At 73.1% G+C, this 22,610-nt stretch carries 18 protein-coding genes and 1 pseudogene; 13 read left to right on the top strand and 6 right to left on the bottom strand.

What is annotated here, in order from left to right; genetic code table 11:
- Positions 1-50 precede the first annotated feature (50 nt).
- A complete protein-coding gene (locus ACFVU3_RS30775) occupies positions 51-2,024 on the top strand; it encodes an ATP-dependent DNA helicase (protein WP_390071351.1) in 1,974 nt (657 codons plus the stop codon).
- Between the two features lie 127 nt (positions 2,025-2,151).
- Here the strand turns inward: ACFVU3_RS30775 and lexA are convergent, their stop codons facing one another.
- Entirely contained in the window at positions 2,152-2,940 is a 789-nt protein-coding gene (gene lexA, locus ACFVU3_RS30780; RefSeq protein ID WP_031010805.1) for a transcriptional repressor LexA, read from the bottom strand.
- 436 nt (positions 2,941-3,376) lie between these two features.
- Here lexA and nrdR point away from each other — a divergent pair, with 436 nt between their 5' ends.
- On the top strand, positions 3,377-3,883 hold the full coding sequence (gene nrdR / locus ACFVU3_RS30785) for a transcriptional regulator NrdR (protein ID WP_390071353.1): 507 nt from the start codon (positions 3,377-3,379) through the stop codon (positions 3,881-3,883).
- Positions 3,884-4,056: 173 nt separating this feature from the next.
- Entirely contained in the window at positions 4,057-6,957 is a 2,901-nt protein-coding gene (locus tag ACFVU3_RS30790; protein ID WP_390071355.1) for a vitamin B12-dependent ribonucleotide reductase, read from the top strand.
- Between the two features lie 64 nt (positions 6,958-7,021).
- Here ACFVU3_RS30790 and ACFVU3_RS30795 read toward each other — a convergent pair whose 3' ends face one another.
- The gene (locus ACFVU3_RS30795) at positions 7,022-7,549 is read right to left on the bottom strand and encodes a TerD family protein (protein WP_390071357.1); all 528 of its coding nucleotides are present in this window, start codon (positions 7,547-7,549) and stop codon (positions 7,022-7,024) included.
- Between the two features lie 243 nt (positions 7,550-7,792).
- Between ACFVU3_RS30795 and ACFVU3_RS30800 the strand changes: the two genes are divergently transcribed.
- Complete coding sequence (locus ACFVU3_RS30800) at positions 7,793-8,398, top strand: YdbC family protein (RefSeq protein ID WP_390071359.1); 606 nt, start codon at positions 7,793-7,795, stop codon at positions 8,396-8,398.
- A 48-nt stretch (positions 8,399-8,446) separates the two neighbouring features.
- Here ACFVU3_RS30800 and ACFVU3_RS30805 read toward each other — a convergent pair whose 3' ends face one another.
- Entirely contained in the window at positions 8,447-9,127 is a 681-nt protein-coding gene (locus ACFVU3_RS30805; RefSeq protein WP_390071361.1) for a TetR/AcrR family transcriptional regulator C-terminal ligand-binding domain-containing protein, read from the bottom strand.
- 92 nt (positions 9,128-9,219) lie between these two features.
- Here ACFVU3_RS30805 and ACFVU3_RS30810 point away from each other — a divergent pair, with 92 nt between their 5' ends.
- The 3 genes from ACFVU3_RS30810 to ACFVU3_RS30820 are packed head-to-tail and all read left to right on the top strand — an operon-like array spanning position 9,220 to position 12,456.
- Positions 9,220-10,836, top strand: a complete 1,617-nt coding sequence (locus tag ACFVU3_RS30810) for an ABC-F family ATP-binding cassette domain-containing protein (protein ID WP_390071363.1) — start codon at positions 9,220-9,222, stop codon at positions 10,834-10,836.
- Between the two features lie 33 nt (positions 10,837-10,869).
- Complete coding sequence (locus tag ACFVU3_RS30815; RefSeq protein ID WP_390071365.1) at positions 10,870-11,529, top strand: histidine phosphatase family protein; 660 nt, start codon at positions 10,870-10,872, stop codon at positions 11,527-11,529.
- 12 nt (positions 11,530-11,541) lie between these two features.
- On the top strand, positions 11,542-12,456 hold the full coding sequence (locus tag ACFVU3_RS30820; protein WP_390071366.1) for an ADP-ribosylglycohydrolase family protein: 915 nt from the start codon (positions 11,542-11,544) through the stop codon (positions 12,454-12,456).
- A gap of 138 nt (positions 12,457-12,594) precedes the next feature.
- On the opposite strand, the pseudogene ACFVU3_RS30825 reads toward ACFVU3_RS30820, so the two are convergent.
- Positions 12,595-12,753, bottom strand: a pseudogene (locus tag ACFVU3_RS30825) (MFS transporter); the annotation flags it as partial.
- 76 nt (positions 12,754-12,829) lie between these two features.
- Here ACFVU3_RS30825 and ACFVU3_RS30830 point away from each other — a divergent pair.
- The 3 genes from ACFVU3_RS30830 (at position 12,830) to ACFVU3_RS30840 (ending at position 14,830) form a co-directional block, all read left to right on the top strand.
- Positions 12,830-13,207, top strand: a complete 378-nt coding sequence (locus ACFVU3_RS30830) for a TetR/AcrR family transcriptional regulator C-terminal ligand-binding domain-containing protein (RefSeq protein WP_390071368.1) — start codon at positions 12,830-12,832, stop codon at positions 13,205-13,207.
- 185 nt (positions 13,208-13,392) lie between these two features.
- On the top strand, positions 13,393-14,100 hold the full coding sequence (locus ACFVU3_RS30835) for a ribonuclease HII (RefSeq protein WP_390071370.1): 708 nt from the start codon (positions 13,393-13,395) through the stop codon (positions 14,098-14,100).
- Positions 14,101-14,206: 106 nt separating this feature from the next.
- A complete protein-coding gene (locus ACFVU3_RS30840; RefSeq protein WP_390071372.1) occupies positions 14,207-14,830 on the top strand; it encodes a hypothetical protein in 624 nt (207 codons plus the stop codon).
- 52 nt (positions 14,831-14,882) lie between these two features.
- Here the strand turns inward: ACFVU3_RS30840 and ACFVU3_RS30845 are convergent, their stop codons facing one another.
- Both ACFVU3_RS30845 and ACFVU3_RS30850 read right to left on the bottom strand, forming a co-directional pair.
- On the bottom strand, positions 14,883-15,509 hold the full coding sequence (locus ACFVU3_RS30845) for a hypothetical protein (protein ID WP_390071374.1): 627 nt from the start codon (positions 15,507-15,509) through the stop codon (positions 14,883-14,885).
- 228 nt (positions 15,510-15,737) lie between these two features.
- Positions 15,738-17,921, bottom strand: a complete 2,184-nt coding sequence (locus ACFVU3_RS30850) for a RecQ family ATP-dependent DNA helicase (protein ID WP_390071376.1) — start codon at positions 17,919-17,921, stop codon at positions 15,738-15,740.
- Positions 17,922-18,063: 142 nt separating this feature from the next.
- Here ACFVU3_RS30850 and ACFVU3_RS30855 point away from each other — a divergent pair, with 142 nt between their 5' ends.
- From ACFVU3_RS30855 to ACFVU3_RS30865, 3 genes are all read left to right on the top strand, one after another.
- The gene (locus tag ACFVU3_RS30855; RefSeq protein WP_390071378.1) at positions 18,064-19,455 is read left to right on the top strand and encodes a DUF4192 domain-containing protein; all 1,392 of its coding nucleotides are present in this window, start codon (positions 18,064-18,066) and stop codon (positions 19,453-19,455) included.
- 115 nt (positions 19,456-19,570) lie between these two features.
- Complete coding sequence (locus ACFVU3_RS30860; protein ID WP_390071379.1) at positions 19,571-21,628, top strand: glycogen debranching N-terminal domain-containing protein; 2,058 nt, start codon at positions 19,571-19,573, stop codon at positions 21,626-21,628.
- Between the two features lie 108 nt (positions 21,629-21,736).
- Positions 21,737-22,501, top strand: a complete 765-nt coding sequence (locus tag ACFVU3_RS30865) for an NUDIX domain-containing protein (RefSeq protein WP_390071381.1) — start codon at positions 21,737-21,739, stop codon at positions 22,499-22,501.
- Positions 22,502-22,610: the final 109 nt, after the last annotated feature.

The raw sequence follows: 22,610 nt of genomic DNA on the forward strand, positions 1-22,610 counted from the left end.
TCCTCGGGAGTGCCTCCGCTGTCGGTGCCGCCCCGTAGGCTGGGAACGCTATGACGAAGCCATCCCTCCCCGACCTCCTCCACGCCGCCGTCGCCGCCGTCGGCGGCACGGAGCGGCCCGGCCAGGTCACCATGGCCGAGGCCGTGGCCGAGGCCATCGACGACAATTCCCACCTGCTCGTCCAGGCGGGCACCGGCACCGGAAAGTCGCTCGGCTATCTCGTGCCGGCGCTCGCGCACGGGGAGAGGGTGGTGGTGGCCACGGCCACCCTGGCGCTCCAGCGCCAGCTCGTCGAGCGCGACCTGCCGCGGACGGTCGACGCGCTGCATCCGCAGCTGCGCCGCCGCCCCCAGTTCGCCATGCTCAAGGGCCGGTCGAACTACCTCTGCCTGCACCGGCTCCACGAGGGCGTCCCGCAGGACGAGGAGGACGGCCTGTTCGACCCCTTCGAGGCGGCCGCGCCCACCAGCAAGCTCGGCCAGGACCTGCTCCGGTTGCGCGACTGGGCGGACGAGACGGAGACCGGCGACCGGGACGACCTGACGCCCGGCGTCTCCGACCGGGCCTGGGCCCAGGTCTCGGTCTCCTCCCGGGAATGCCTCGGTGCGAGCAAGTGCGCGTACGGGGCGGAGTGCTTCGCCGAGTCGGCTCGGGAGCGGGCGAAGCTCGCCGATGTCGTGGTCACCAACCACGCCCTCCTCGCGATCGACGCGATCGAGGGTGCCCCCGTCCTGCCCCAGCACGAGGTCCTGATCGTCGACGAGGCCCACGAGCTGGTCTCCCGGGTCACCGGCGTCGCGACCGGCGAGCTCACCCCGGGCCAGGTGAACCGGGCGGTGCGCCGGGCCGCCAAGCTCGTGGACGAGAAGGTCGCCGATCAGCTCCAGACCGCCGCGGAAGGCTTCGAACGGGTCATGGAGCTGGCGCTGCCGGGCCGCCTGGAGAAGATCCCGGAGGATCTTGCGTACGCGCTGATGGCGCTGCGCGACGCGGCCCGCGCCGTGATCACCGCGCTGGGGAACACGCGGGACCGTGCGGTGCAGGACGAGGACGCGGTCCGCAAGCAGGCGATGGCCTCGGTCGAGACCGTGCACGGGGTGGCGGAGCGGATCACCCAGGGCTCCGAGTACGACGTCGTCTGGTACGAGCGCCACGACCGCTTCGGCGCCTCGCTGCGGGTCGCGCCGCTCTCGGTCTCGGGGCTGCTGCGGGAGAAGCTCTTCACCGAGCGCTCCGTCGTCCTCGCCTCGGCCACCCTCAAGCTCGGCGGCGACTTCAACGGCGTGGGCGCCTCGCTGGGCCTCGCGCCCGAGGGCACCACGGGGGACGACCTGCCGGTCTGGAAGGGCCTCGACGTCGGCTCCCCGTTCGACTACCCCAAGCAGGGGATCATGTACGTCGCCAAGCACCTGGCCAAGCCGGCCAGGGACGGTGACCGCGGCGACATGCTCGACGAACTGACCGAGCTGATCCAGGCGGCCGGCGGCAGGACCCTGGGGCTCTTCTCCTCGATGCGTGCGGCACAGCTCGCGGCCGAGGAGCTGCGGACCCGGATCCCCGAGTTCCCGATCCTGCTCCAGGGCGAGGACACCCTGGGCGAGCTGATCAAGAACTTCTCGGCCGACCCGAAGACCTGCCTCTTCGGCACGCTGTCGCTGTGGCAGGGCGTGGACGTGCCGGGCGCCAGCTGCCAGCTGGTCGTCATGGACAAGATCCCGTTCCCGCGCCCGGACGACCCGCTGATGAGCGCCCGCCAGAAGGCGGTCGAGGAGAACGGGGGGAACGGCTTCATGGCCGTGGCGGCGACGCACGCGGCGCTGCTGATGGCCCAGGGAGCCGGCCGTCTGGTCCGTGCCACGGGCGACCGGGGCGTGGTGGCGGTGCTCGACCAGCGCCTGGCCACCGCCCGGTACGGCAGCTACCTGAAGGCGTCGATGCCCGACTTCTGGTACACGACCGACCGCAACCAGGTGCGCAAGTCCCTCGCCGCGATCGACGCGAAGGCGAAGGCGGACGGCGCCTGAGCCAGGCGACATGTGTCCGGCCCCGGCGGATGCCGGGGCCGGACGCGAGCCAGGAGGGCGGGACGTACAGCGGGCCCCGGGACCGGCGCAGTGGGTCCCGGGGCCCGGTCGGAGCCGGCGGGTGGGGTCACACCCGCCGCAGTACGGCCACCACCTTGCCGAGGATCGTCGCCTCGTCGCCGGGGATGGGCTGGTACGCGGCATTGTGCGGCAGCAGCCAGACGTGGCCGTCCTCGCGCTTGAAGCGCTTCACCGTGGCCTCGCCGTCGAGCATGGCGGCGACGATGTCGCCGTTCTCCGCGACGGGCTGGCGGCGGACGGTGACCCAGTCGCCGTCACAGATGGCGGCCTCGATCATGGAGTCGCCGACGACCTTGAGGACGAAGAGCTCGCCGTCACCGACCAGCTGCCGGGGGAGGGGGAAGACGTCCTCGACGGACTCCTCGGCCAGGATCGGGCCGCCGGCCGCGATCCGGCCGACCAGCGGCACGTACGACGCGGCGGGCTTGCCGGTGGTGTCGGTCGGCTGGGTGCTGGGCTGGTCCGACCCGCGGACCTCGTACGCCCGGGGGCGGTGCGGGTCGCGGCGGAGGAAGCCCTTGCGCTCCAGGGCCATCAGCTGGTGGGCCACCGACGACGTGCTGGAGAGGCCCACCGCCTGGCCGATCTCGCGCATCGACGGCGGGTAGCCGCGCCGCTGGACCGAGTCGCGGATGACTTCGATGACCCGGCGCTGGCGGTCGGTGAGGCCGGAGCTGTCGGCCCTGATGCCTGGCGGCCTTCCGGGGAGGGCTCGGGCGGGACGCCCGGGCTCCTCGCCGTTCATGGCTGTGTCGTTCATGGCGTGCACCGGCTCGAGTCGGCCCTGGGAGCGGTCCTGGGCGGTGATGGTGGCGCTGTCTGCGGTGGTGGTCACGTCGTCGGCCCCTCTCGAATGGTCTCCCTGGCTGGCACAACGGTAGTAGCTTTCGAAAGGTTGCGCCAAACACACGTTCGAGTGAAAATCCGCAGATTGCCTTACGCGTGTACGAGTGGGGGTGTATGGGAGTGGGCCCGCCAGGGTCGATCCCGCCCTTACGGTAGCCTTCCCCGCTGGGTTCTCAGGCCCCGGCGCGCCCTCCCAGTCTCCCATTCGCGGAGCGCGGGCGCGGCTCCGGGGCCCCGCGACACGCTGGTGGTGTCGAAGTGACCTGAACCCAAGATCTAGTGGTTGGATGGCACCGGCCGCCCAGGGATAGTGGTCCCCGGTCTGCCGGGGCGCCATCCATCGCCTATGCTGGTGGTCGCTTCGAGGGCCTTGACGGGCCCCGCGAGGCTGTTCAGTGATGCCATGAGGAAGAGGGTCGTAACCGATGCACTGCCCCTTCTGCAGGCACCCTGACAGCCGGGTCGTGGACAGTCGCACCACCGATGACGGCACGTCCATCCGACGTCGCCGCCAGTGCACCGACTGCGCCCGCCGTTTCACCACGGTGGAGACCTGTTCGCTCATGGTGGTCAAGCGCTCCGGCGTCACCGAGCCCTTCAGCCGCACCAAGGTCATCTCCGGCGTCCGCAAGGCGTGTCAGGGGCGACCGGTCACCGAGGACGCCCTGGCCAAGCTCGGCCAGCGGGTCGAGGAGGCGGTGCGCGCCACCGGCAGCGCCGAGCTGACCACTCACGACGTGGGCCTCGCGATCCTCGGGCCGCTGCAGGAGCTCGACCTCGTCGCGTACCTGCGCTTCGCGTCCGTGTACAAGGCTTTCGAAGACCTCGAAGACTTCGAGGCCGCCATCGCGGAACTCCGCGTGCGGCCTCCCGCTGAGAACGGCGGACCGGGTGCCCCCGAGGTGCCCGTTCCCGCCGGCGCCGCCGACTGACGGCGGTCCGGGCCCGCGCGGCCCGGCGACCGGCCGCCGTGCGGCCGTGAAGACCTGCCCCGGGTGACCTCTGTGGTGCCCGTGGGTCAAGCAGTACAGAACGTAGTACAGAAGACGGTGCTCTGGGATTATCTGGGCGCCAAAGGGTGTTTTGCCCGTATATGGGAGGCGGCATGACAGAGACGGCGAGCGGCCCGGCACGTGGTTCCCGCACCAAGGGAGCCAAGGCGGCGAGCAAGGGCCTGCGGATCGAGCGCATCCACACCACCCCCGGCGTGCATCCGTACGACGAGGTGAACTGGGAGCGCCGTGACGTCGTCATGACCAACTGGCGCGACGGCTCGATCAACTTCGAGCAGCGCGGCGTCGAGTTCCCCGACTTCTGGTCGGTGAACGCGGTCAACATCGTCACCAGCAAGTACTTCCGCGGGGCCGTCGGCACCCCGCAGCGCGAGACCGGTCTCAAGCAGCTCATCGACCGGATCGTGAAGACCTACACGAAGGCCGGCGAGGACTACGGCTACTTCGCCTCGCCCGCCGACGCGGAGATCTTCGAGCACGAGCTCACCTACGCCCTCCTCCACCAGATCTTCAGCTTCAACTCCCCGGTCTGGTTCAACGTCGGCACGCCGCAGCCCCAGCAGGTCTCCGCCTGCTTCATCCTGTCCGTCGACGACTCCATGGAGTCGATCCTCGACTGGTACAAGGAAGAGGGCATGATCTTCAAGGGTGGTTCCGGCGCCGGCCTGAACCTCTCCCGCATCCGCTCCTCCAAGGAGCTGCTCTCCTCCGGCGGCAACGCCTCCGGCCCGGTCTCCTTCATGCGCGGTGCCGACGCCTCCGCGGGAACGATCAAGTCCGGTGGCGCCACCCGCCGCGCCGCCAAGATGGTCATCCTCGACGTCGACCACCCGGACATCGAGAACTTCATCGAGACCAAGGTCAAGGAGGAGGAGAAGATCCGCGCCCTCCGTGACGCGGGCTTCGACATGGACCTGGGCGGCGACGACATCACGTCCGTCCAGTACCAGAACGCCAACAACTCGGTCCGCGTGAACGACGAGTTCATGAAGGCCGTGGAGTCCGGCGGCACCTTCGGCCTGCGCGCCCGCATGACCGGCGAGGTCATCGAGAAGGTCGACGCCAAGTCGCTCTTCCGCAAGATGGCCGAGGCCGCCTGGGCCTGCGCCGACCCGGGCATCCAGTACGACGACACGATCAACCGCTGGCACACCTGCCCCGAGTCCGGCCGCATCAACGGCTCGAACCCGTGCAGCGAGTACATGCACCTGGACAACACGTCCTGCAACCTCGCCTCGCTGAACCTCATGAAGTTCCTCAAGGACGACGGCAAGGGCAACCAGTCCTTCGAGGTCGAGCGCTTCGCGAAGGTCGTCGAGCTCGTCATCACCGCGATGGACATCTCCATCTGCTTCGCCGACTTCCCGACCCAGAAGATCGGCGAGAACACCCGCGCCTTCCGCCAGCTCGGCATCGGCTACGCCAACCTCGGCGCCCTGCTGATGGCGACCGGCCACGCGTACGACTCCGACGGCGGCCGCGCCCTCGCCGGTGCCATCTCCTCGCTGATGACCGGCACCTCGTACAAGCGCTCCGCCGAGCTCGCCGCGGTCGTCGGCGCCTACGACGGCTACGCCCGCAACGCCGAGCCGCACCAGCGCGTCATGAAGCAGCACGCCGACGCCAACGAGACGGCCGTCCGGATCGACGACCTCGACTCGCCGATCTGGGCCGCCGCCACGGAGGCATGGCAGGACGTGATCCGCCTCGGCGCCAAGAACGGCTTCCGCAACGCCCAGGCGTCGGTCATCGCCCCGACCGGCACCATCGGTCTCGCGATGTCCTGCGACACCACCGGTCTCGAGCCCGACCTCGCCCTGGTCAAGTTCAAGAAGCTCGTCGGCGGCGGCTCGATGCAGATCGTCAACGGCACCGTCCCGCAGGCCCTGCGCCGCCTGGGCTACCAGGAGGAGCAGATCGAGGCGATCGTCGCCCACATCGCCGAGCACGGCAATGTGGTCGACGCCCCGGGCCTCAAGACCGAGCACTACGAGGTCTTCGACTGCGCCATGGGCGAGCGCTCCATCTCCGCGATGGGCCACGTCCGCATGATGGCCGCCATCCAGCCCTGGATCTCCGGCGCCCTCTCCAAGACCGTGAACCTGCCGGAGACGGCCACGGTCGAGGACGTCGAGGAGGTCTACTTCGAGGCGTGGAAGATGGGCGTCAAGGCGCTCGCGATCTACCGCGACAACTGCAAGGTCGGCCAGCCGCTCTCCGCCAAGAAGAAGGAGGACGAGAAGGCCGAGGTGACCGCGAAGACCGAGGCGACGATCCGCGAGGCCGTCGAGAAGGTCGTCGAGTACCGTCCGGTCCGCAAGCGCCTCCCGAAGGGCCGCCCGGGGATCACCACCTCCTTCACCGTCGGCGGCGCCGAGGGCTACATGACCGCCAACTCCTACCCGGACGACGGTCTCGGTGAGGTCTTCCTGAAGATGTCGAAGCAGGGCTCGACCCTCGCGGGCATGATGGACGCCTTCTCCATCGCGGTCTCCGTCGGTCTGCAGTACGGCGTCCCGCTGGAGACCTACGTCTCGAAGTTCACCAACATGCGCTTCGAGCCGGCCGGCATGACGGACGACCCGGACGTGCGGATGGCGCAGTCGATCGTCGACTACATCTTCCGCCGCCTGGCGCTCGACTTCCTGCCCTTCGAGACCCGCTCGGCCCTCGGCATCCACTCCGCCGAGGAGCGTCAGCGTCACCTGGAGACCGGCTCCTACGAGCAGTCCGACGACGTGGACGTCGACGTCGAGGCGCTGGCCCAGTCGGCTCCGGTCGCCACGGAGCTGAAGGCCGTCGCGGCCCCCGCCCCGGTGGTCAAGGCCGAGGTCCCGGCCCCGAAGCAGGCGCACACCTCGGCGGAGCTCGTCGAGATGCAGCTCGGCATCAGCGCCGACGCCCCGCTCTGCTTCTCCTGCGGGACGAAGATGCAGCGCGCCGGCTCCTGCTACATCTGCGAGGGCTGCGGCTCGACCAGCGGCTGCAGCTGATCAACGGCTGACGAAGGGGACCGACCGGTGGTCGGTCCCCTTCGGCGTGTCTGGGGCGGTGCGGTCAGACTCGGGCGCTGCCCATCAGGGAGCCGAAGGTCTGCGGGTCCGTGTCGAAGCCCCGCGGCAGGGGGCGGAAGGTCCAGCCCGAGGCGTCGCGCACGAACTCGGCGACGGTCGCCGCGGTGGATTCGGCCGCCACGGCGAAGTCGTCCGTGAGCAGTTCCGTGTAGCCCTGGCTCACGCGGACGGAGGTCTGGGCTATGCGGCCGAAGACCACGCGGCCGCCGCCCTGCTGTATCGCCACGCCGACCACGACACGCACGTACCGGTCGGCCAGCCGGTCCAGTTCGAGCGTCATCGCCTCGTCGTAGCCGAAGCCCTGGCCCGTACGGCTGTCGCGGTGCAGGGTGATCGTCCCGTCGGGGGAGCGGCTGCCGAAGTGGACGAGCTGGGCGGGCGTGCCGTGGGGGTCGTCGGAGGTGAAGACGGCGGCGACGAGGTCCAGGTCGTGCGCCGGCGCGCCCGCCGGTGCCGGATCCCACTTGAGCGCCACCTCGACCTTGCCGACGCCCTTGTTGAGTCCGCTCACGATGTCTCCCCTTTCCCCGTTTCCCCACGAGGACCCGTCGCTCCGGATCCTTCTTCATGGTGTCACGCACGTACGACAGTTGGGTCCGGGCGGCCCGCCGGGCCTGGTTCCGGGGCGATGACGTGCCGGATCTCGACGCCCGACTGGCGTGAAAAGAACGGGTGTCTGACGAGGGCTCATGTCGCCCTCCCCATCTGTGGTGACGGTCTGCCGGGGCACACTCCGGACCCGTACGATGGCGCGGTGCTGGTCAAGTGGATTCGCTGCGCCGTCGTGGACCGTCGAGGGTTCGAGCGGGGGCAGCGGAAGTGGGCGGGGCTGCTCGGGGAGCCGGGTTTCCGGGGGCAGGGCGGTGGCTGGAGCCGGGCCCGTCCCGAGATCGCGCACGTCTTCGCGTTCTGGGAGAGCCGGGCCTTCTACGACTCCTTCATGGCCCGCTCGCACGACCGGCTGGCCGCCGCGCAGGTGGGCACGTTCAAGGACGCGCAGGTCAAGCTCTTCGACCACCGCTTCGACGTGAAGACCGGTTTCGAGCCGAGGTTCTCCGACGCGGACGTGGCCCGGGTGGCGCACTGCCGTGTCCATGAGGAGCGCGTGGAGCACTTCGCGCTGATGCAGGAGAAGGTGTGGAATCCGGCGATGGCCGGGTCCCCGGGCATGCTGCGCGGGCTGTTCGGCGAGGCGCCGGGCCACGAGTTCCTGGTGCTCTCGCTCTGGAACTCCGCTGCGGAGCACGGAAAGTACCGGGAGGAGAGGGTCGAGCGCCTCGGTCTGCGGGCGCAGACCGAGGCCGACGTGGCCGCCCTCTCGGGTGACGTCGTGCGGCTCGAACCTGCCTGGACGGTATGACCGTCTCGTTCTCGTCGGTTCCGTTCTTTCCGTCGACGGTCCGAGCGGCTAGTTCTCGTCCGTGGCCGTCCCGGAGGGGGCGGTGGGTGAGGCACTCGTCCGCCGCCGGGTGAAGACGCCCGCCTCCACGGCTGCCAGGGCCGCGTCGGCCGCCTGGTCCGCGAGGTCCTCGTCGACGGGCTCGCGGGTGACGAAGAGGCGGAGGAAGAGCGGGGCGGAGACCGCCCGGACCACCGCCCCGGCATCCGTCGACGCGGGTGCCTCGCCCCGCTCCACCGCCCTGGTCACGACCTCCTCGCAGCGCCGGAACCGCTCCGCGTAGAAGGAGTGCAGCGCGTCCGCGGCGCGTGGCGACTGGAACGCCGCGCCGACGAAGGCGGTGGGCGCCGCCGCGCTGGCCGGGTCCCCGAACCCCGCGACGACCTCCCGGGCCAGGGCGCGCAGGTCGTCCCCGAGGCCGCCCGTGTCGGGCGGTGTCCAGTCGTCCTCGCCCGCGAGGTCGAGGGCGTCGGCCACCATGCCCTCCACGCCGCCCCAGCGGCGGTAGAGCGTCGTCTTGTGGACGCCGGAGTGCTCCGCCACGTACTCGACCGTCAGGGAGGGATAGCCCTGCTCGGCCAGGCCGGTCAGGACGGCGTCGCGCACGGCCGCCCGGGTGCGGGCGGTGCGGCCGCCGGGGCGCCGGCTGCCGGGTGCGGGTGCGCCGGGGTCCTCGATCGAATCATTCAACTGCTACTCCCGTTGCATTAGTGAGATCGAGTGTGCCACACTCGGCGTTAATGCGACACAAGTTGTGTTTGCGTTCGCTCCTGGGAGGTGCCATGCCCGCACAGATCTCGCTCCATGACGTGACCGTCTCCCGAGGGGAGCGGACACTCCTCGACCGCGTCTCGCTCTCCGTCCGCCCCGGCGAGCGCGTCGGGATCGTGGGGGAGAACGGCGCGGGCAAGTCGACCCTTCTCCACCTGCTGGCCGGCGAGGTCGTGCCGGACGAAGGCCGGGTCGTCGCCCAGGCCGACGACGGCCTGCGGCTCCTCCGCCAGACCCCCGACCTGCCGCCGGAGTCCACGGTGGCCGACGCCGTCGACGCCGCCCTGGCCGACTTCCGCGCCATGGAGGTGCGACTCCGCGCCCTCGAAGCCCGGCTGGACGACGGAGCCGCCGACGACCTCGCCGCGTACGGAGAGCTGCTCACCACGTACGAGCTCCGCGGCGGATACGAGGCCGACGCCCGCGTCGACAAGGCCCTCCACGCCCTCGGGCTCGCCCACATCGCCCGCGACCGGCGGCTCGGCACCCTCTCGGGCGGGGAGCAGGCACGGCTCGGCATCGCCTGCGCCGTCGCCGCGGCGCCCGAGGTGCTCCTGCTCGACGAACCCACCAACCACCTCGACGCGGCCGCGCTCGACTGGCTGGAGGAGTCCCTCCGCGGCCACCGGGGGACCGTCGTCGCCGTCTCCCACGACCGTGTCTTCCTGGAGCGCGTCACCACCGCCCTCGTCGAGGTCGACACCGACCGCCGGGACCTCGTCCGCCACGGCGAGGGGTACGGGGGCTTCCGTGCCGCCCGGGAAGCCGCCCGCCGACGGCGGCGGCAGGAGTTCGAGGAGTGGCGGACCGAGACCGAGCGTCTGGAGGTGTACGCGGCGGGCACGGCCCATGCCGTGGCCGCGGGCCGGGTCATGAAGGACAACAACAAGATGGCCTACGACCGGGCCGCCGGCCGGGTCCAGGCATCCGTGTCGGGTCGCGTCCGCAACGCCAGGGAGAGGCTGCGACGGCTCAGGGAGGACCCGGTGCCCGAACCGGCCCCACCCCTCGCCTTCACCGCCCGCCCGGAGGTGGGGGTGGTCGAGGGGGAACTGCTCGCCCTCGACCACGTGCGGATCGGGCGGCGACTCGCCGTCGACAGCCTGACCCTCGCGGCCGGGGAGCGGCTCCTGATCCACGGGGGCAACGGAGCGGGCAAGTCCACCCTGCTCCGTGTCATGGCCGGCGACCTCGTCCCCGACCGCGGCGAGGTGCGGCGCCGGGGCAGGATCGGCTTCCTGGCCCAGGAGGTCACCGTCCGCCGGCCCGCCGAGTCCCTCCTCACCGCCTTCGGGGAAGGGCTGGGACTGGACCTCGACGAAGACGGCCTGGCCGAACGGATGCTGTCGTACGGGCTGTTCCGGCCGGCCGATCTCACCGTGCCCGTCGGGGCCCTCTCGGCAGGACAGCTCCGCAGGCTCGCCCTCGCCCGGCTGCTCGCCCGCCCCGCCGACCTGCTGCTCCTCGACGAACCGGCGAACCACCTCGCGCTCGGCCTGGTCGAGGAACTGGAACAGGCCCTGGACGCGTGGCCGGGCGCGGTCGTGGTGGTCTCGCACGACCGCGCACTGCGGCGCCGGTTCACCGGACGGATACGCCGGATGGACTCCGGCCGCCTCCTCGACTGAGCCGAACGGGGCGGCTCCCTCTAGGGTCGGAACATGGCACGACCGCGGCGCATCGTCCTCGTACGGCACGGGGAGTCCGAAGGCAATGTCGACGACACCGTCTACGAACGGGAGCCCGACCATGCCCTCCGGCTCACCGAGACCGGTCGGCGGCAGGCCGAGGAGACGGGCGGGCGGCTCAGGGAACTCTTCGGCGACGAGGCGGTCAGCGTGTACGTCTCGCCCTACCGCCGCACCCACGAGACCCTGCACGCCTTCCGGCTGCGGCCGGGGCGGGTCAGGATCCGGGAGGAGCCACGGCTGAGGGAGCAGGACTGGGGCAACTGGCAGGACCGGGAGGACGTACGCCTCCAGAAGGTGTACCGGGACGCGTACGGGCACTTCTTCTACCGCTTCGCGCAGGGGGAGTCCGGCGCCGACGTCTACGACCGGGTGGGGGCGTTCCTGGAGAGCCTCTACCGCAGCTTCGAAGCCCCCGACCACCCGCCGAACGTCCTGCTGGTCACCCACGGTCTGACCATGCGGCTCTTCTGCATGAGGTGGTTCCACTGGAGCGTGGCCGAATTCGAATCCCTGTCGAACCCCGGCAACGCCGAGACCCGGGTCCTGCTGCTCGGGGAGGACGGACGGTACCGGCTGGACCGCCCGTTCGAACGCTGGTGTACCCCGGAACCGTACGGCCCCACCGGATAGAGTGGCGCACCGATGATCGCTGACTCCTCATTCGACCGGCGCTTCGACCGCGCCCTCGCCAGTCTGCGCGGACTGGCCGTGGGGGACGCACTGGGTTCCCAGTTCTTCGTCCCCGCGCACTACCCCCTCCTGAAGCGGCGCGAACTGCCGCCCGGCTCCTGGCAGTGGACCGACGACACGGAGATGGCCTGCTCCGTCCTCGCCGTCCTCGCCCGGCACGACCGCATCGACCAGGACGCCCTGGCCGACTCCTTCGCCAAGCACCACGACTTCGACCGGGGCTACGGTCCCGCCGTCAACCGGATGCTGCGACTGATCCGGGAGGGCGGGGACTGGCGCGAGCTGTCCGCCGCGCTCTTCAACGGACAGGGCTCCTGGGGCAACGGCGCCGCCATGCGGGTCGCCCCCCTCGGGGCCTGGTACGCCGACGACCCCGAGCAGGCCACCCACCAGGCCGAGATCTCCGCCTACCCCACCCACCAGCACCGGGAGGCCGTCGTCGGCGCCATGGCCGTCGCCGCGGCGGCCGCCCTCGCGGCCGGCCCGGAGGGGCCGCCCACGCCCGAGGCGCTGCTCGACGGGGTCATCGCCCTCGTCCCGCGCAGCGCCGTCGGCGCCGGGCTGCGCCGGGCCCGCGACATGCTGGACTACGGCGACGCCGGAACGGTCGCCGCCGTGCTCGGCAGCGGCCGGCGAACCAGCGCCCACGACACGGTGCCCTTCGCCCTCTGGTCGGCGGCCCGCGGTCTGGGCGACTTCGAGGCGACGTTCTGGACGACGGCCCAGGTCGGCGGGGACGTCGACACGACCTGCGCCATCGCCGGCGGAGTCGTGGCCTCCTCGGACGCCGGCGCGCCGCCGGCCGACTGGCTGGACCGGACCGAGGACCTGCCCGCCTGGGTACCGCTGGACACGGCCCGCGGCTGAGAGTGACGGGTGCCCGGATCCGGAGGGGCCCGGGCACCCGATCCGGCCGTCAGGCGACCGGGCCCACGGCCTCGGCCTCGCCACCGAGCGTCTCCAGGTCGCTCCTGCGGACCCGGGTCACCAGGACCGCCGGAGCCGGTCCAGCCACTTGGTGAGCATCCCGCCGACGGGCAGGCCGATCGTGCCGCCGCCACCGGCCGAGACGGCGGCGAGGACGCCGAACGCCCGGTTGCGTTCCGGCCCTTCGGGGAACGTGGTATTGATCAGGCGGCGGCTTGCCGAGGATGCCGCCGGCCCGGTCGCCGACGAGATGACGTCGTGCTTCACGGCCGCCGCCCGGCCGGACGAAGTGGCGCCGCGCAGACGCGGACCGGTGCTCGAACGCGCGATCCCGGAGGCCGCGCTCGACCGGCTCAGCAGCGTCGGATGGAACGGCCCGACCAAAGAGGATGTCGCGCTCGGCGCGCAGACGGGTGGGCCGCGGTGTACCGGCACAGGCCGCGACGAGCTGTCCGAGCTCCTCCGCCGGGTCCGCGACGTGAGGAGCTCGCGCCCCGGCCTCGCCCTGCGCGCCGTCCTTCGCGAGTGCGACGAGGATTCGGCCGGGCGCTTCCGCGCCCTGATCGAGACCGGCGTCGTCGGCCCCTCGGAACAGCTCCTCGGACGCCTGCGGGAGCGTGGGATCGCGCGCGGAGAGGCGCGGCCCGACGCCTCGCCGACCTCGTCCTCGACGTCATCCCGGCGCTCATGAGGTATCTGTCCAAGGTGTGCGACAGCGAAGGGAGCGGCACCGAGATGACCGATGTCATCGACCGGATCATGGTGCCGCTGGTGCGTTCGGGGCTCACCTGGCCGAGGCCGCGACCGGACGGAGGGGCGTCTGACGGGAATCCGGGTACCGCACGTGGCACCCGGCGGCGTAACCTGTCAGGCGCCATGCCGTACGAACCCCCTACTCACACCGTCGAGCGGTCGCTCCGAGCCACCACCGGCGCCAAGATCGTCGCCGGGGTCGACGAGGTCGGACGCGGGGCATGGGCCGGGCCCGTCACCGTGTGTGCGGCCGTCACCGGCCTGCGCCGTCCCCCCGAGGGACTGACCGACTCCAAACTGATCACCCCGAAGCGACGCACCGTGCTCGCCGCCGAGCTGGAGCGCTGGGTCACCGCCTACGCGCTCGGCGAGGCGTCCCCGCAGGAGATCGACGAGCTCGGGATGACCGCGGCCCTGCGCCTCGCGGCCGTCCGGGCCCTCGAGGGCCTCCCGGTCCGTCCGGACGCGGTGATCCTCGACGGCAAGCACGACTACCTCGGCAGTCCCTGGCGGGTGCGCACGGTGATCAAGGGCGACCAGTCCTGCATCTCCGTCGCCGCGGCCTCCGTGATCGCCAAGGTGCGGCGGGACGCCATGATGACCGAGCTGGAGAACGGCCCCGACGGCGCCGGCTACGGCTTCGCGGCGAACGCGGGCTACCCTTCGCCCGTCCACAAAGCCGCCCTCGAAGAGCTGGGGCCCACCCCGTACCACCGGCTCTCCTGGTCCTACCTGGACGCCATGCCCCGATGGAGCCATCTCAAGAAGGTCCGCCTCTCCCCGGAGGCGGCCGCTCTGGAGAGCGGGGGCCAACTCGGCTTCGACTTCTGAACTTCCGGCCGCGGGACCTCAGCGACGAGGTGCCGCCGGACCGGGGGCGCACGTGTGCGCCCACCCGACGGTGCCGTCCGAAACGGCATTTGATAGACATCCACCCATGCCTCTCCCTCCCGAGGAGCCTCAGATTCACGAGAGCGCCCAGGGTCCTAGCGCCACCGCGGCCGCCGGCCGCCCCGCGCCGACCCCTCGTCCCGTACCCGGCCCGCGTTCGGCGGCCTCCCCGCGTCCCGGTCGCCCGGGCCCCGGTCCGGCCCGCCCCGCTCCGCCGGCCCAGCGACCCGTCCCGGGTCCGCCCGCGCCCAGTCGTCCGGAGAATCGTTCCGGCGACGGCAGCGCGCAGCTCCAGCTCATCCCGGCCCCGGCCGACGGCGCCCTCGACGCCGCCGAGGAGGCCCTCGACCTGCTCCTGGACAACGGCCGCCCGCCCGGCGAGGTGCTGGTGCTCACCACCGGCGAACGCCACCCGTGGGCCGTGCACGAGCTGTCCTTCGGTGAGGCCGCCTACTGGGCCCAGCAGGACACCGCCGAGGACGTGTTCTTCGCGGACGCGGCCTCGGTGGACCGGGTCGCCGCCCGTCCCGTGGTGATCGTCGCCGTCAACGGCGGCGGCGACGAGGTGCTCGCCCGAGCCCTTCCGGTCGCCCGGTCGCGCGCGGGTGCCCTGCTCGTGGTCTGCGGTGACCAGCAGCGGGTCGCCTCGGTGCTCGGCGCCGGGGTCTGACCGATCGCGTCCCCGCCGGACCGGCAACGGTCCGGCGGAGCGGCCGGGAGGTTCAGCGCGCCGCGGCCCTGCGCAGGGGCTCGGCCGCGCCGCCCGCCGTCCTCGGCGCGAGGTGATCGAACTCGCCGTTCGGCTCGCCGAGCGCGAGCGGCGTCGAATCCGAGCTCGGCCGACGGCCGCCCCGGCCCTCGCCGAAGACCTGCCAGCCGGCCTTGGTCAGGGTGATGTAGGCGCCGCAGCGCAGTCCGTGCAGCGTGCAGGCGTCGCGGAGCCCCCACATCCAGGCCCCGTCCTCCTCGGTCCAGCGCTCGTCGCCGTCACGGCAGTAGACGAGCACCGCGGTCCGCACCGGGGCGCGGCGCCGGAGATCGTGCGGGACCACCCGCCGCAGGTGGGCGAGGAGCGCGTTCCGGAACTCCCACCCGTCGGCGAGACCGGGCCGGCGTACGAACGAGGCGCTCGCGGTGAGCCGCTCCTCGTGGTCGAGCACCGCCACGACCGCGGTCGTGGGCAGGGGGCGATGGCGGGAGTGCAGTCCGCTCACGACCTCACGAGGACTGCGCAGCAAGGGGATTCCGGCCGCGGCCCAGTCGGCGGGCTCCAGCATCCGGGCGAGACGGCTGGCAGAGGCGGAGCTCGAGCCGAGCGAGGCGGTGGACGGAGCGAATCCGAGGGTCACGGTCCTCCCTTCGGATACGCGCCCGCGAGGCGGGCAAGGTCGGGTGAGGGCGCAGCACGGCACAGTCCTTCCGGACCGCTTCGAGCCGTGTGGGGCGGTTCCCCAATTCTGGCGTGGCCCGAGCGGGGGCGGCAACGAGCAATTGAGGCGGCTGACGGTAATGAACCGTTATGCCACTGATATCCCTGCCCAGTTACCCAGTATTCACTCGCCGTTTCCCGACCCTTCTCACCCCTGGACGGCGAGCACCAGTGGAAAGACTCCTTCCGCTCCGGAGCGCCGCAGCAGTCGCGCGGCCACGGCCAGGGTCCAGCCGGTGTCGGACAGGTCGTCCACGAGGAGGACCGGACCGCCGGCGGCGGCCACCCGCTCCGCGAGTCCGGGCGGAACCTCCAGGGCCCGGTGCAGTCCGATGACCCGCTGGGCGCTGTTCGTCCGGGACAGGCGCAGCTCCTCCGCCTCCGGCACGTACTCCACCGATCCGAGGAGCGGCATCCTCCCGATCTCGGCGATCCGCGCGCCGAGCGAGCCGACTAGGGCCGGTCGTCTCCGCGAGGCGACGGTGACCACCCCGGCCGGCCGGGACGGGGCGTCGGGCGCGCCGGACGCCCAACCGCCGGGCCCCTTCGCCCAGTCGGCGAGCACCTGGACCACGGCCTGCACCACGTCGTCCGGCACCGGTCCGTCCGGTGCCGACTCGGCCAGCAGCGGCCGGAGTCGGTTGCCCCAGCCGATGTCCGACAGGCGCCCGAGGGCGCGACCGGCGAACGCCTGCTCACCGGCCGGGATCCGGCCCTTCAGATCGACGCCCGCGGCGGCCAGCCCCGTCGGCCACATCCGGCGCGGCTCCACCTCCGCACCGGGGCGGCCGAGCTCGCCCCGGGCCGCGTCCAGCGCCGCGTCCGTCACCTTCGGATCGAACCGGGGGCCCGCGCAGTTGTCGCAGCGCCCGCAGGGCGCGGCCTCCTCGTCGTCCAGCCGGCGCCGCAGGAACTCCATCCGGCACCCGGTCGTGGTGGCGTACTCGCGCATCGCCTGCTGCTCCGCGGACCGCTGCCGGGCCACCCACGCGTACCGCTCGGTGTCGTACACCCACGGCTGTCCGGTGCTCTCCCAGCCGCCCTTGACCCGCCGGACGGCCCCGTCCACGTCGAGGACCTTGAGCATCGTCTCCAGCCGGGTCCGGCGGAGCTCGACCAGCGGCTCCAGAGCGGGCAGCGACATCGGCCGGCCCGCGCCGGCGAGCACGTCGAGGGTCCGGCGCACCTGCTCCTCCGGAGGGAAGGCCACGGAGGCGAAGTACCGCCAGATCGCCTCGTCCTCCTTGCCCGGCAGCAGCAGCACCTCCGCGTGCTCCACTCCACGTCCGGCGCGGCCGACCTGCTGGTAGTAGGCGATGGGGGAGGACGGCGAGCCGAGGTGCACGACGAAGCCCAGGTCCGGCTTGTCGAAGCCCATGCCGAGCGCCGAGGTCGCCACCAGCGCCTTCACCCGGTTCGCCAGCAGGTCGTCCTCGGCCTGCTGGCGGTCGGCGTTCTCCGTGCGTCCGGTGTACGAGGCCACGGTGTGGCCGCACTGGCGGAGGTAGGCGGTGACCTCCTCGGCGGCCGCGACGGTCAGCGTGTAGACGATGCCGGAGCCGGGCAGCTCGTGGAGGTGATCGGCGAGCCACGCCAGACGGTGGGCCGCGTCGGGCAGCGTGACCACGCCGAGGCTGAGGGACTCGCGGTCCAGCGGGCCGCGCAGGACGAGGGCGTCGGTGCCCGCACCGGTGCCGAGCTGTTCGGCGACGTCCGCGGTCACCCGGGCGTTCGCCGTGGCGGTGGTGGCGAGCACCGGGACGCCGGCCGGAAGGTCGGCCAGCATCGTGCGCAGCCGCCGGTAGTCGGGCCGGAAGTCGTGCCCCCAGTCCGAGATGCAGTGCGCCTCGTCCACGACCAGCAGTCCCGTGGCGGCAGAGAGCCGCGGCAGGACCTGGTCACGGAAGTCGGGGTTGTTCAGCCGCTCGGGGGAGACGAGCAGGACGTCGACCTCTCCGGCCGCGACCTCCTCGTTGACGCTCTCCCACTCCTCGGTGTTCGACGAATTGATCGTGCGGGCCCGGATGCCCGCCCGCGCCGCGGCGTCCACCTGGTTGCGCATGAGCGCGAGCAGCGGCGACACGATCACCGTGGGTCCGCTGCCGCGCTCGCGCAGCAGGGAGGTCGCGACGAAGTACACGGCGGACTTGCCCCAGCCGGTCCGCTGGACCACCAGCGCCCGGCGGTGGTTGGCGACCAGCGCCTCGATGGCGCGCCACTGGTCCTCGCGCAGCTTCGCCGTACCGGTCGGGTCCCCGACGAGTCGGGCCAGTACGGCGTCGGCGGTGGCACGGAGCGCGGCGCGGTCCTCGGGGCGGTCTGCGTGGGTCATGCGTCCCATGCAACCCGATGCCTCGGACATTCGGCGAACGAGGCGGCGATCTGTGGACAGTGCATATCGGATCATCGCACTGTATGTGCTGAGTTATCCACAGGGGTTGTAGGAAATCGGAGATCACGAGACCGTCCTGGCCATGAACGCGAATCACCACGAGACCAGCGCATCCACCCGAGGCCGACAGATCACCCTGCGCAGCCCCGCCGAGCTCGCCGACGCCCTGCCGTTCGTGCTCGGCTTCCACCCGACCGACTCGGTCGTGCTCGTCGCCCTGCACGGACCGGAGGGGCGCTTCGGCGGCCGGATCAGGCTCGGCATTCCCCGGGTGTCCGGAGAGTGGGACTCCACCGCGGACCACCTCGCCGAATGCCTCGTCGAGGCGTGCGCCCAGCGCACCGCGCCACCTGACGGCATCGTCGGCTTCCTCTGCCAGGACCCGGGCCCTGACGAGACCGCCGGCCAGGTCTACGAGCGGCTGCGGCCCTTCGCCCAGCGGCTCAGGACCGCCTGCGGAGCCCTCGACATCCCCGTCTACGAAGTGCTGTGCATCTCCGGCGGCCGCCACTTCTCGTACTGCTGCCCCGACGAGCGCTGCTGTCCGCCCGAGGGCACACCCCTCGCCCTCGCCGGCACATCGGTCATGGCCGCGGCCGCGGCCTACGCCGGCATCCAGGTGCGGGGCTCGCTCCGGGACCTGGAGGCCGGATTCCTGCCCGCCGGCGCGCCCGGTGACACGGAGCAGCGGTCCGCCCTCGACACGGCCGCGGCCGAGATCGTCCCCCGCGTCGTGGACGGCGCGGACGAGCGGGAACGGGCCCGGCTGCGCGAGACGGTCCTGGCCCTCGCGGGCCGGGTCCTGGGCAGGTTCGCCGAGCCGCCGCGCCGGATCGGGACGGACGGAGCCCGCCGGGGCCAAGCCGCGCTCGACGCCGACGAGGACGCCCGGGTCGCACCGGCCGAAGCGGCCGCGCTCATCCTGGGACTCCAGGACCGCGTCACCCGCGACCGTCTCGCCGAATGGATGGAGGGCGCCGAAGGGGCCGCCGCCGTACGGCTCTGGCGCGTCCTCGCACGGCGCTGCGTCGCCCCCTACGAGGAGTACGCGGCCGCCCCGCTCACCCTCGCCGGCTGGGCCGCCTGGTCCACCGGCGACGAACCGACCGCTCGCGTCGCCCTCAACCTCGCCCTCCGGGCGGATCCCGAGTACGTCTTCGCGCGCCTGCTCCACCAGGCGTGCAACGAGGGTCTCGACCCCGAATCGCTGCGCTCCTGCCTGCGCCGGGGACGGGAGAACCGGGTGGCGGTCGCGAGGACCGCCGCCGCGCACGCCCGTCGCGCCCGGACCCGGACCCGCACGCGGGGAGCCCGCCCGGGCGGGCCGCGGCCGGCCCTCGCCAGGGCGGAGCCCGGCGCCGTGCGGCGGGGACGAGGGGCTCCGGGCGCACGTCCCGCCGGACGGGCCTCCACCCGGCCGGCCGGCTCCGCCCCGCGACACGGCGGCCGGCGCGGCACGAGGAGTGGCCGATGACGACCGTGACCCCGCACACCACCGGACCGTTCACGTCTGTGGCGGAGCCGGGCGAGCCGTGCCGCCGACACCCTGCCGGCCGTCCGGATCGCACAGAGAGCACGCCGCACCCCTCATGGTCCTCAGCCCTGTCCCGGCCCCCGGACACCCGACGGAGCAGCCCACCAGGCAACCGCTCGCGGGCGGCGGAGCCCCCGTCACCCACGGGAACCGCCCCGGGGAGCTCCCCGCGGTCCACGACGCCCTCCTGTGCGTGGCCCTGCCCGCCTTCGCCGTCTCTCCCCGGCACGGCCAGCTCACCGGGCACGGACTCGAAGGCGTGTACGCGTCGGGACGACGACTGCTCTCCCGCAGCGTCCTGCGGATCGCCGGACGCGAACCCGTCCCCCTCCAGGGACGGCTCGCCGCCGCCGACCGGGCCGTGTTCGTCGGCGCCCTCCGGGTCCCCGGTGACACCGGTCCCGACCCGGGCGTCACCGTCGAGCGCTCCCGGGGCGCCGACGGCACCGAGCGGATCACCCTCCGCAGTGCCGTCCCCCGCCCCGTCCGCCTCCCGGTGGAGGTCGCTCTGGGCACGGATCTCGCGGAGCTGGGCGCGGTCGCGTCCGGCCGGGCCCGTCCCGACCTCAGGGCCAGCGTCCACGGCACCGGCCTCCGCTGGACCGCCCCCGACGGACGGTCCGTCGCCGTCACGGCCGACCCGGCGCCCATGGACGCCCTGGCGGCGGCCGGAGTCCTCCGCTGGGAATCCGACCTCGCCCCCGGCGCCGCCCTCACCCTCCAGCTCCGCGTGCACGCCGGGCGGGCCCCCGGCGCCGGCCCGGCCGGCGGGGGCGGCCGCCCCGGCGGGCACCTGCTCTCAGACGCCCAGGCGGAGGGTCACGACGGCAGGCCCGGCGCGCTGCTCCGCGCCTCCGTCGAGGACCTGCGGGCCCTCCTCCAGCGCGATCCCGCGCACCCCGCCGACGTCCATCTCGCGGCCGGCGTCCCGTGGCGCTGCGGCCCGGTCACCGCGGAGGCACTCTGGGCGGCCCGCATGGCCCTGCCGCTCGGCACCCGGCTCGCCGTCACCACGCTCCGTGCCCTCGGCCGAACCCAGCTCACCGGCGGAACCGAGGCCGGGCGCCTCCCGGGTCCGCTGCGGGACGCCGGGCCACACCTCCCGCCTCGCTGCACCGGCGTCGAGGCCACCCTCGCCTTCCCCGTCGTCCTCGCCGAGGCCCGACGGTGGGGCCTCCCCGCGGCCGACCTCGACGAGCTCCTTCCGGTGGCGGAGCGCTGCCTCGGCTGGCTGCGCCGCGGCCTCGACGACGACGGGCTCCTGCCGGACCCGGGTCCCGGCGGACCCCGGCGGGCCGAGACCCAGGCGCACGCCCACCGGGCCGCCCTGCTCGGGGCCGACCTCCTCGACGCCCGCGGACGGCCAGGCGGTACGGAACTCCGGACAGCCGCCCGCCGTCTGCGCGAGCGGTTCCGGAGCACCCTCTGGCTCGACGACCCGTCCGGAGGCCGCCCCGCCGCCGCCCGGGCGCCGGAGGGACGCCCCTGGCCGCAGCTCGGCGGGTGGGCCGCCCATCTCCTCGACACCGGACTGCTCGGCGGAGGCACGTACGCCCAGGGGCTGCTCGACCGGTCGGAGACCGAACAGGTCGCGCGGCTGCTCGGCACCCCCGCGCTCGACTCCGGATGGGGGCTGCGCGGCCTCGGCGCCAAGGAACCCGGACACAACCCGTTCGGGCACCGGTCCGGAGCCGTCCGCGTCCACGAGACGGCCGTCGCCGTCGGAGGGCTGGCGGTCGCCGGGTACGAGAAGGAGGCCGCGGCCCTGCTGCGGGGCCTCCTCGACGCCGCCGAGCACTTCGGCCACCGGCTGCCCGAGATGTACGCGGGCGAGCAGCGCACCGTGGGCGCGCGCCCCGTGCCGCACCCGGCCGCCTGTCGGCCCGCCGCCGTCGCGGCCGCCGGTGCGGTCCACGCGCTCGCCGCCCTGGCCGGGATCCGCCCCGACGCCCCCGGCCGGAGCGTCGCCGTCCAGCCGATGCCCTCCGCGCCGCTGGGGGAGATCCGGTTCTCGGGGCTCGTGGTCGCCGGCGAGCCCTTCGCCGTGCGGGTGAGCCGTCTCGGACTCGGTATGGTCGAGGAGGCCGCCGAGGGTCTGCAGCTGGGGGTGTGACGGATGCCGGGCACGGAGACGAGGAAGCCCTCGCGAGCGGGTGAGGACGTCGCTGAGGGCGAGCACGCGGGGCGTGTTTATCGTCAGGAAGACGACTATGATCGCGGCATGCCTCCCTACGACCCGTCGGCCTTCCCGCCCTTCGCTGTCACCGTCGACCTGGTCGTCCTCACCGTGCGGAGCCACGCGCTGTGCACCCTGGTCGTCCGCAGGGGGGAAGCGCCCTTCCAGGGACGGTGGGCGCTGCCCGGAGGCTTCGTCCGCGACGACGAGGACCTCGGCGCCGCCGCCGCGCGCGAGCTCGCGGAGGAGACCGGACTGCGCGCCCACGACCCTGCGGCGCCCCCGCCGGTGCCGGACAACGGCGCGCACCTGGAGCAGCTCGCCACGTACGGGGCGCCCGAGCGCGACCCGCGGATGCGGGTGGTGAGCGTCGCGCACCTCGCGCTCGCCCCCGACCTGCCCGCGCCCCGGCCGGGCGGCGACGCCAACAGCGCCCGCTGGGCGCCCGTGGAGGAACTGCTCGACCAGGCCAGGGCGGCGGGGAGCGACTCCCCGGACGCGCTCGCCTTCGACCACGCGCAGATCCTCTCCGACGGGGTGGAGCGGGCCCGGTCCAAGATCGAGTACTCCTCGCTCGCCACCGCGTTCTGCCCGCCCGAGTTCACCGTCGGCGAGCTGCGCCGGGTCTACGAAGCCGTCTGGGGCGTCTCGCTCGACCCGCGCAACTTCCACCGCAAGGTCACCGGCACGCCCGGCTTCCTCGTCCCGACCGGCGGGACCACCACCCGTCAGGGAGGCCGTCCCGCCCAGCTGTTCAGGGCCGGCGGCGCCACCCTGCTCAACCCGCCGATGCTGCGCCCCGAGGTCTGACGGGCGGACGGGTCCGCCGCCCCCGGGGCGGCAACCCTGCGGCAAAAGTCCGAAATCTGGCGTTATCTTGCTGCGGTAGCGCCGCCCTGCCGCGGAGCGGTGACACCTA

The organism is Streptomyces sp. NPDC058052, assembly GCF_042885515.1.
Lineage (GTDB): Bacteria > Actinomycetota > Actinomycetes > Streptomycetales > Streptomycetaceae > Streptomyces.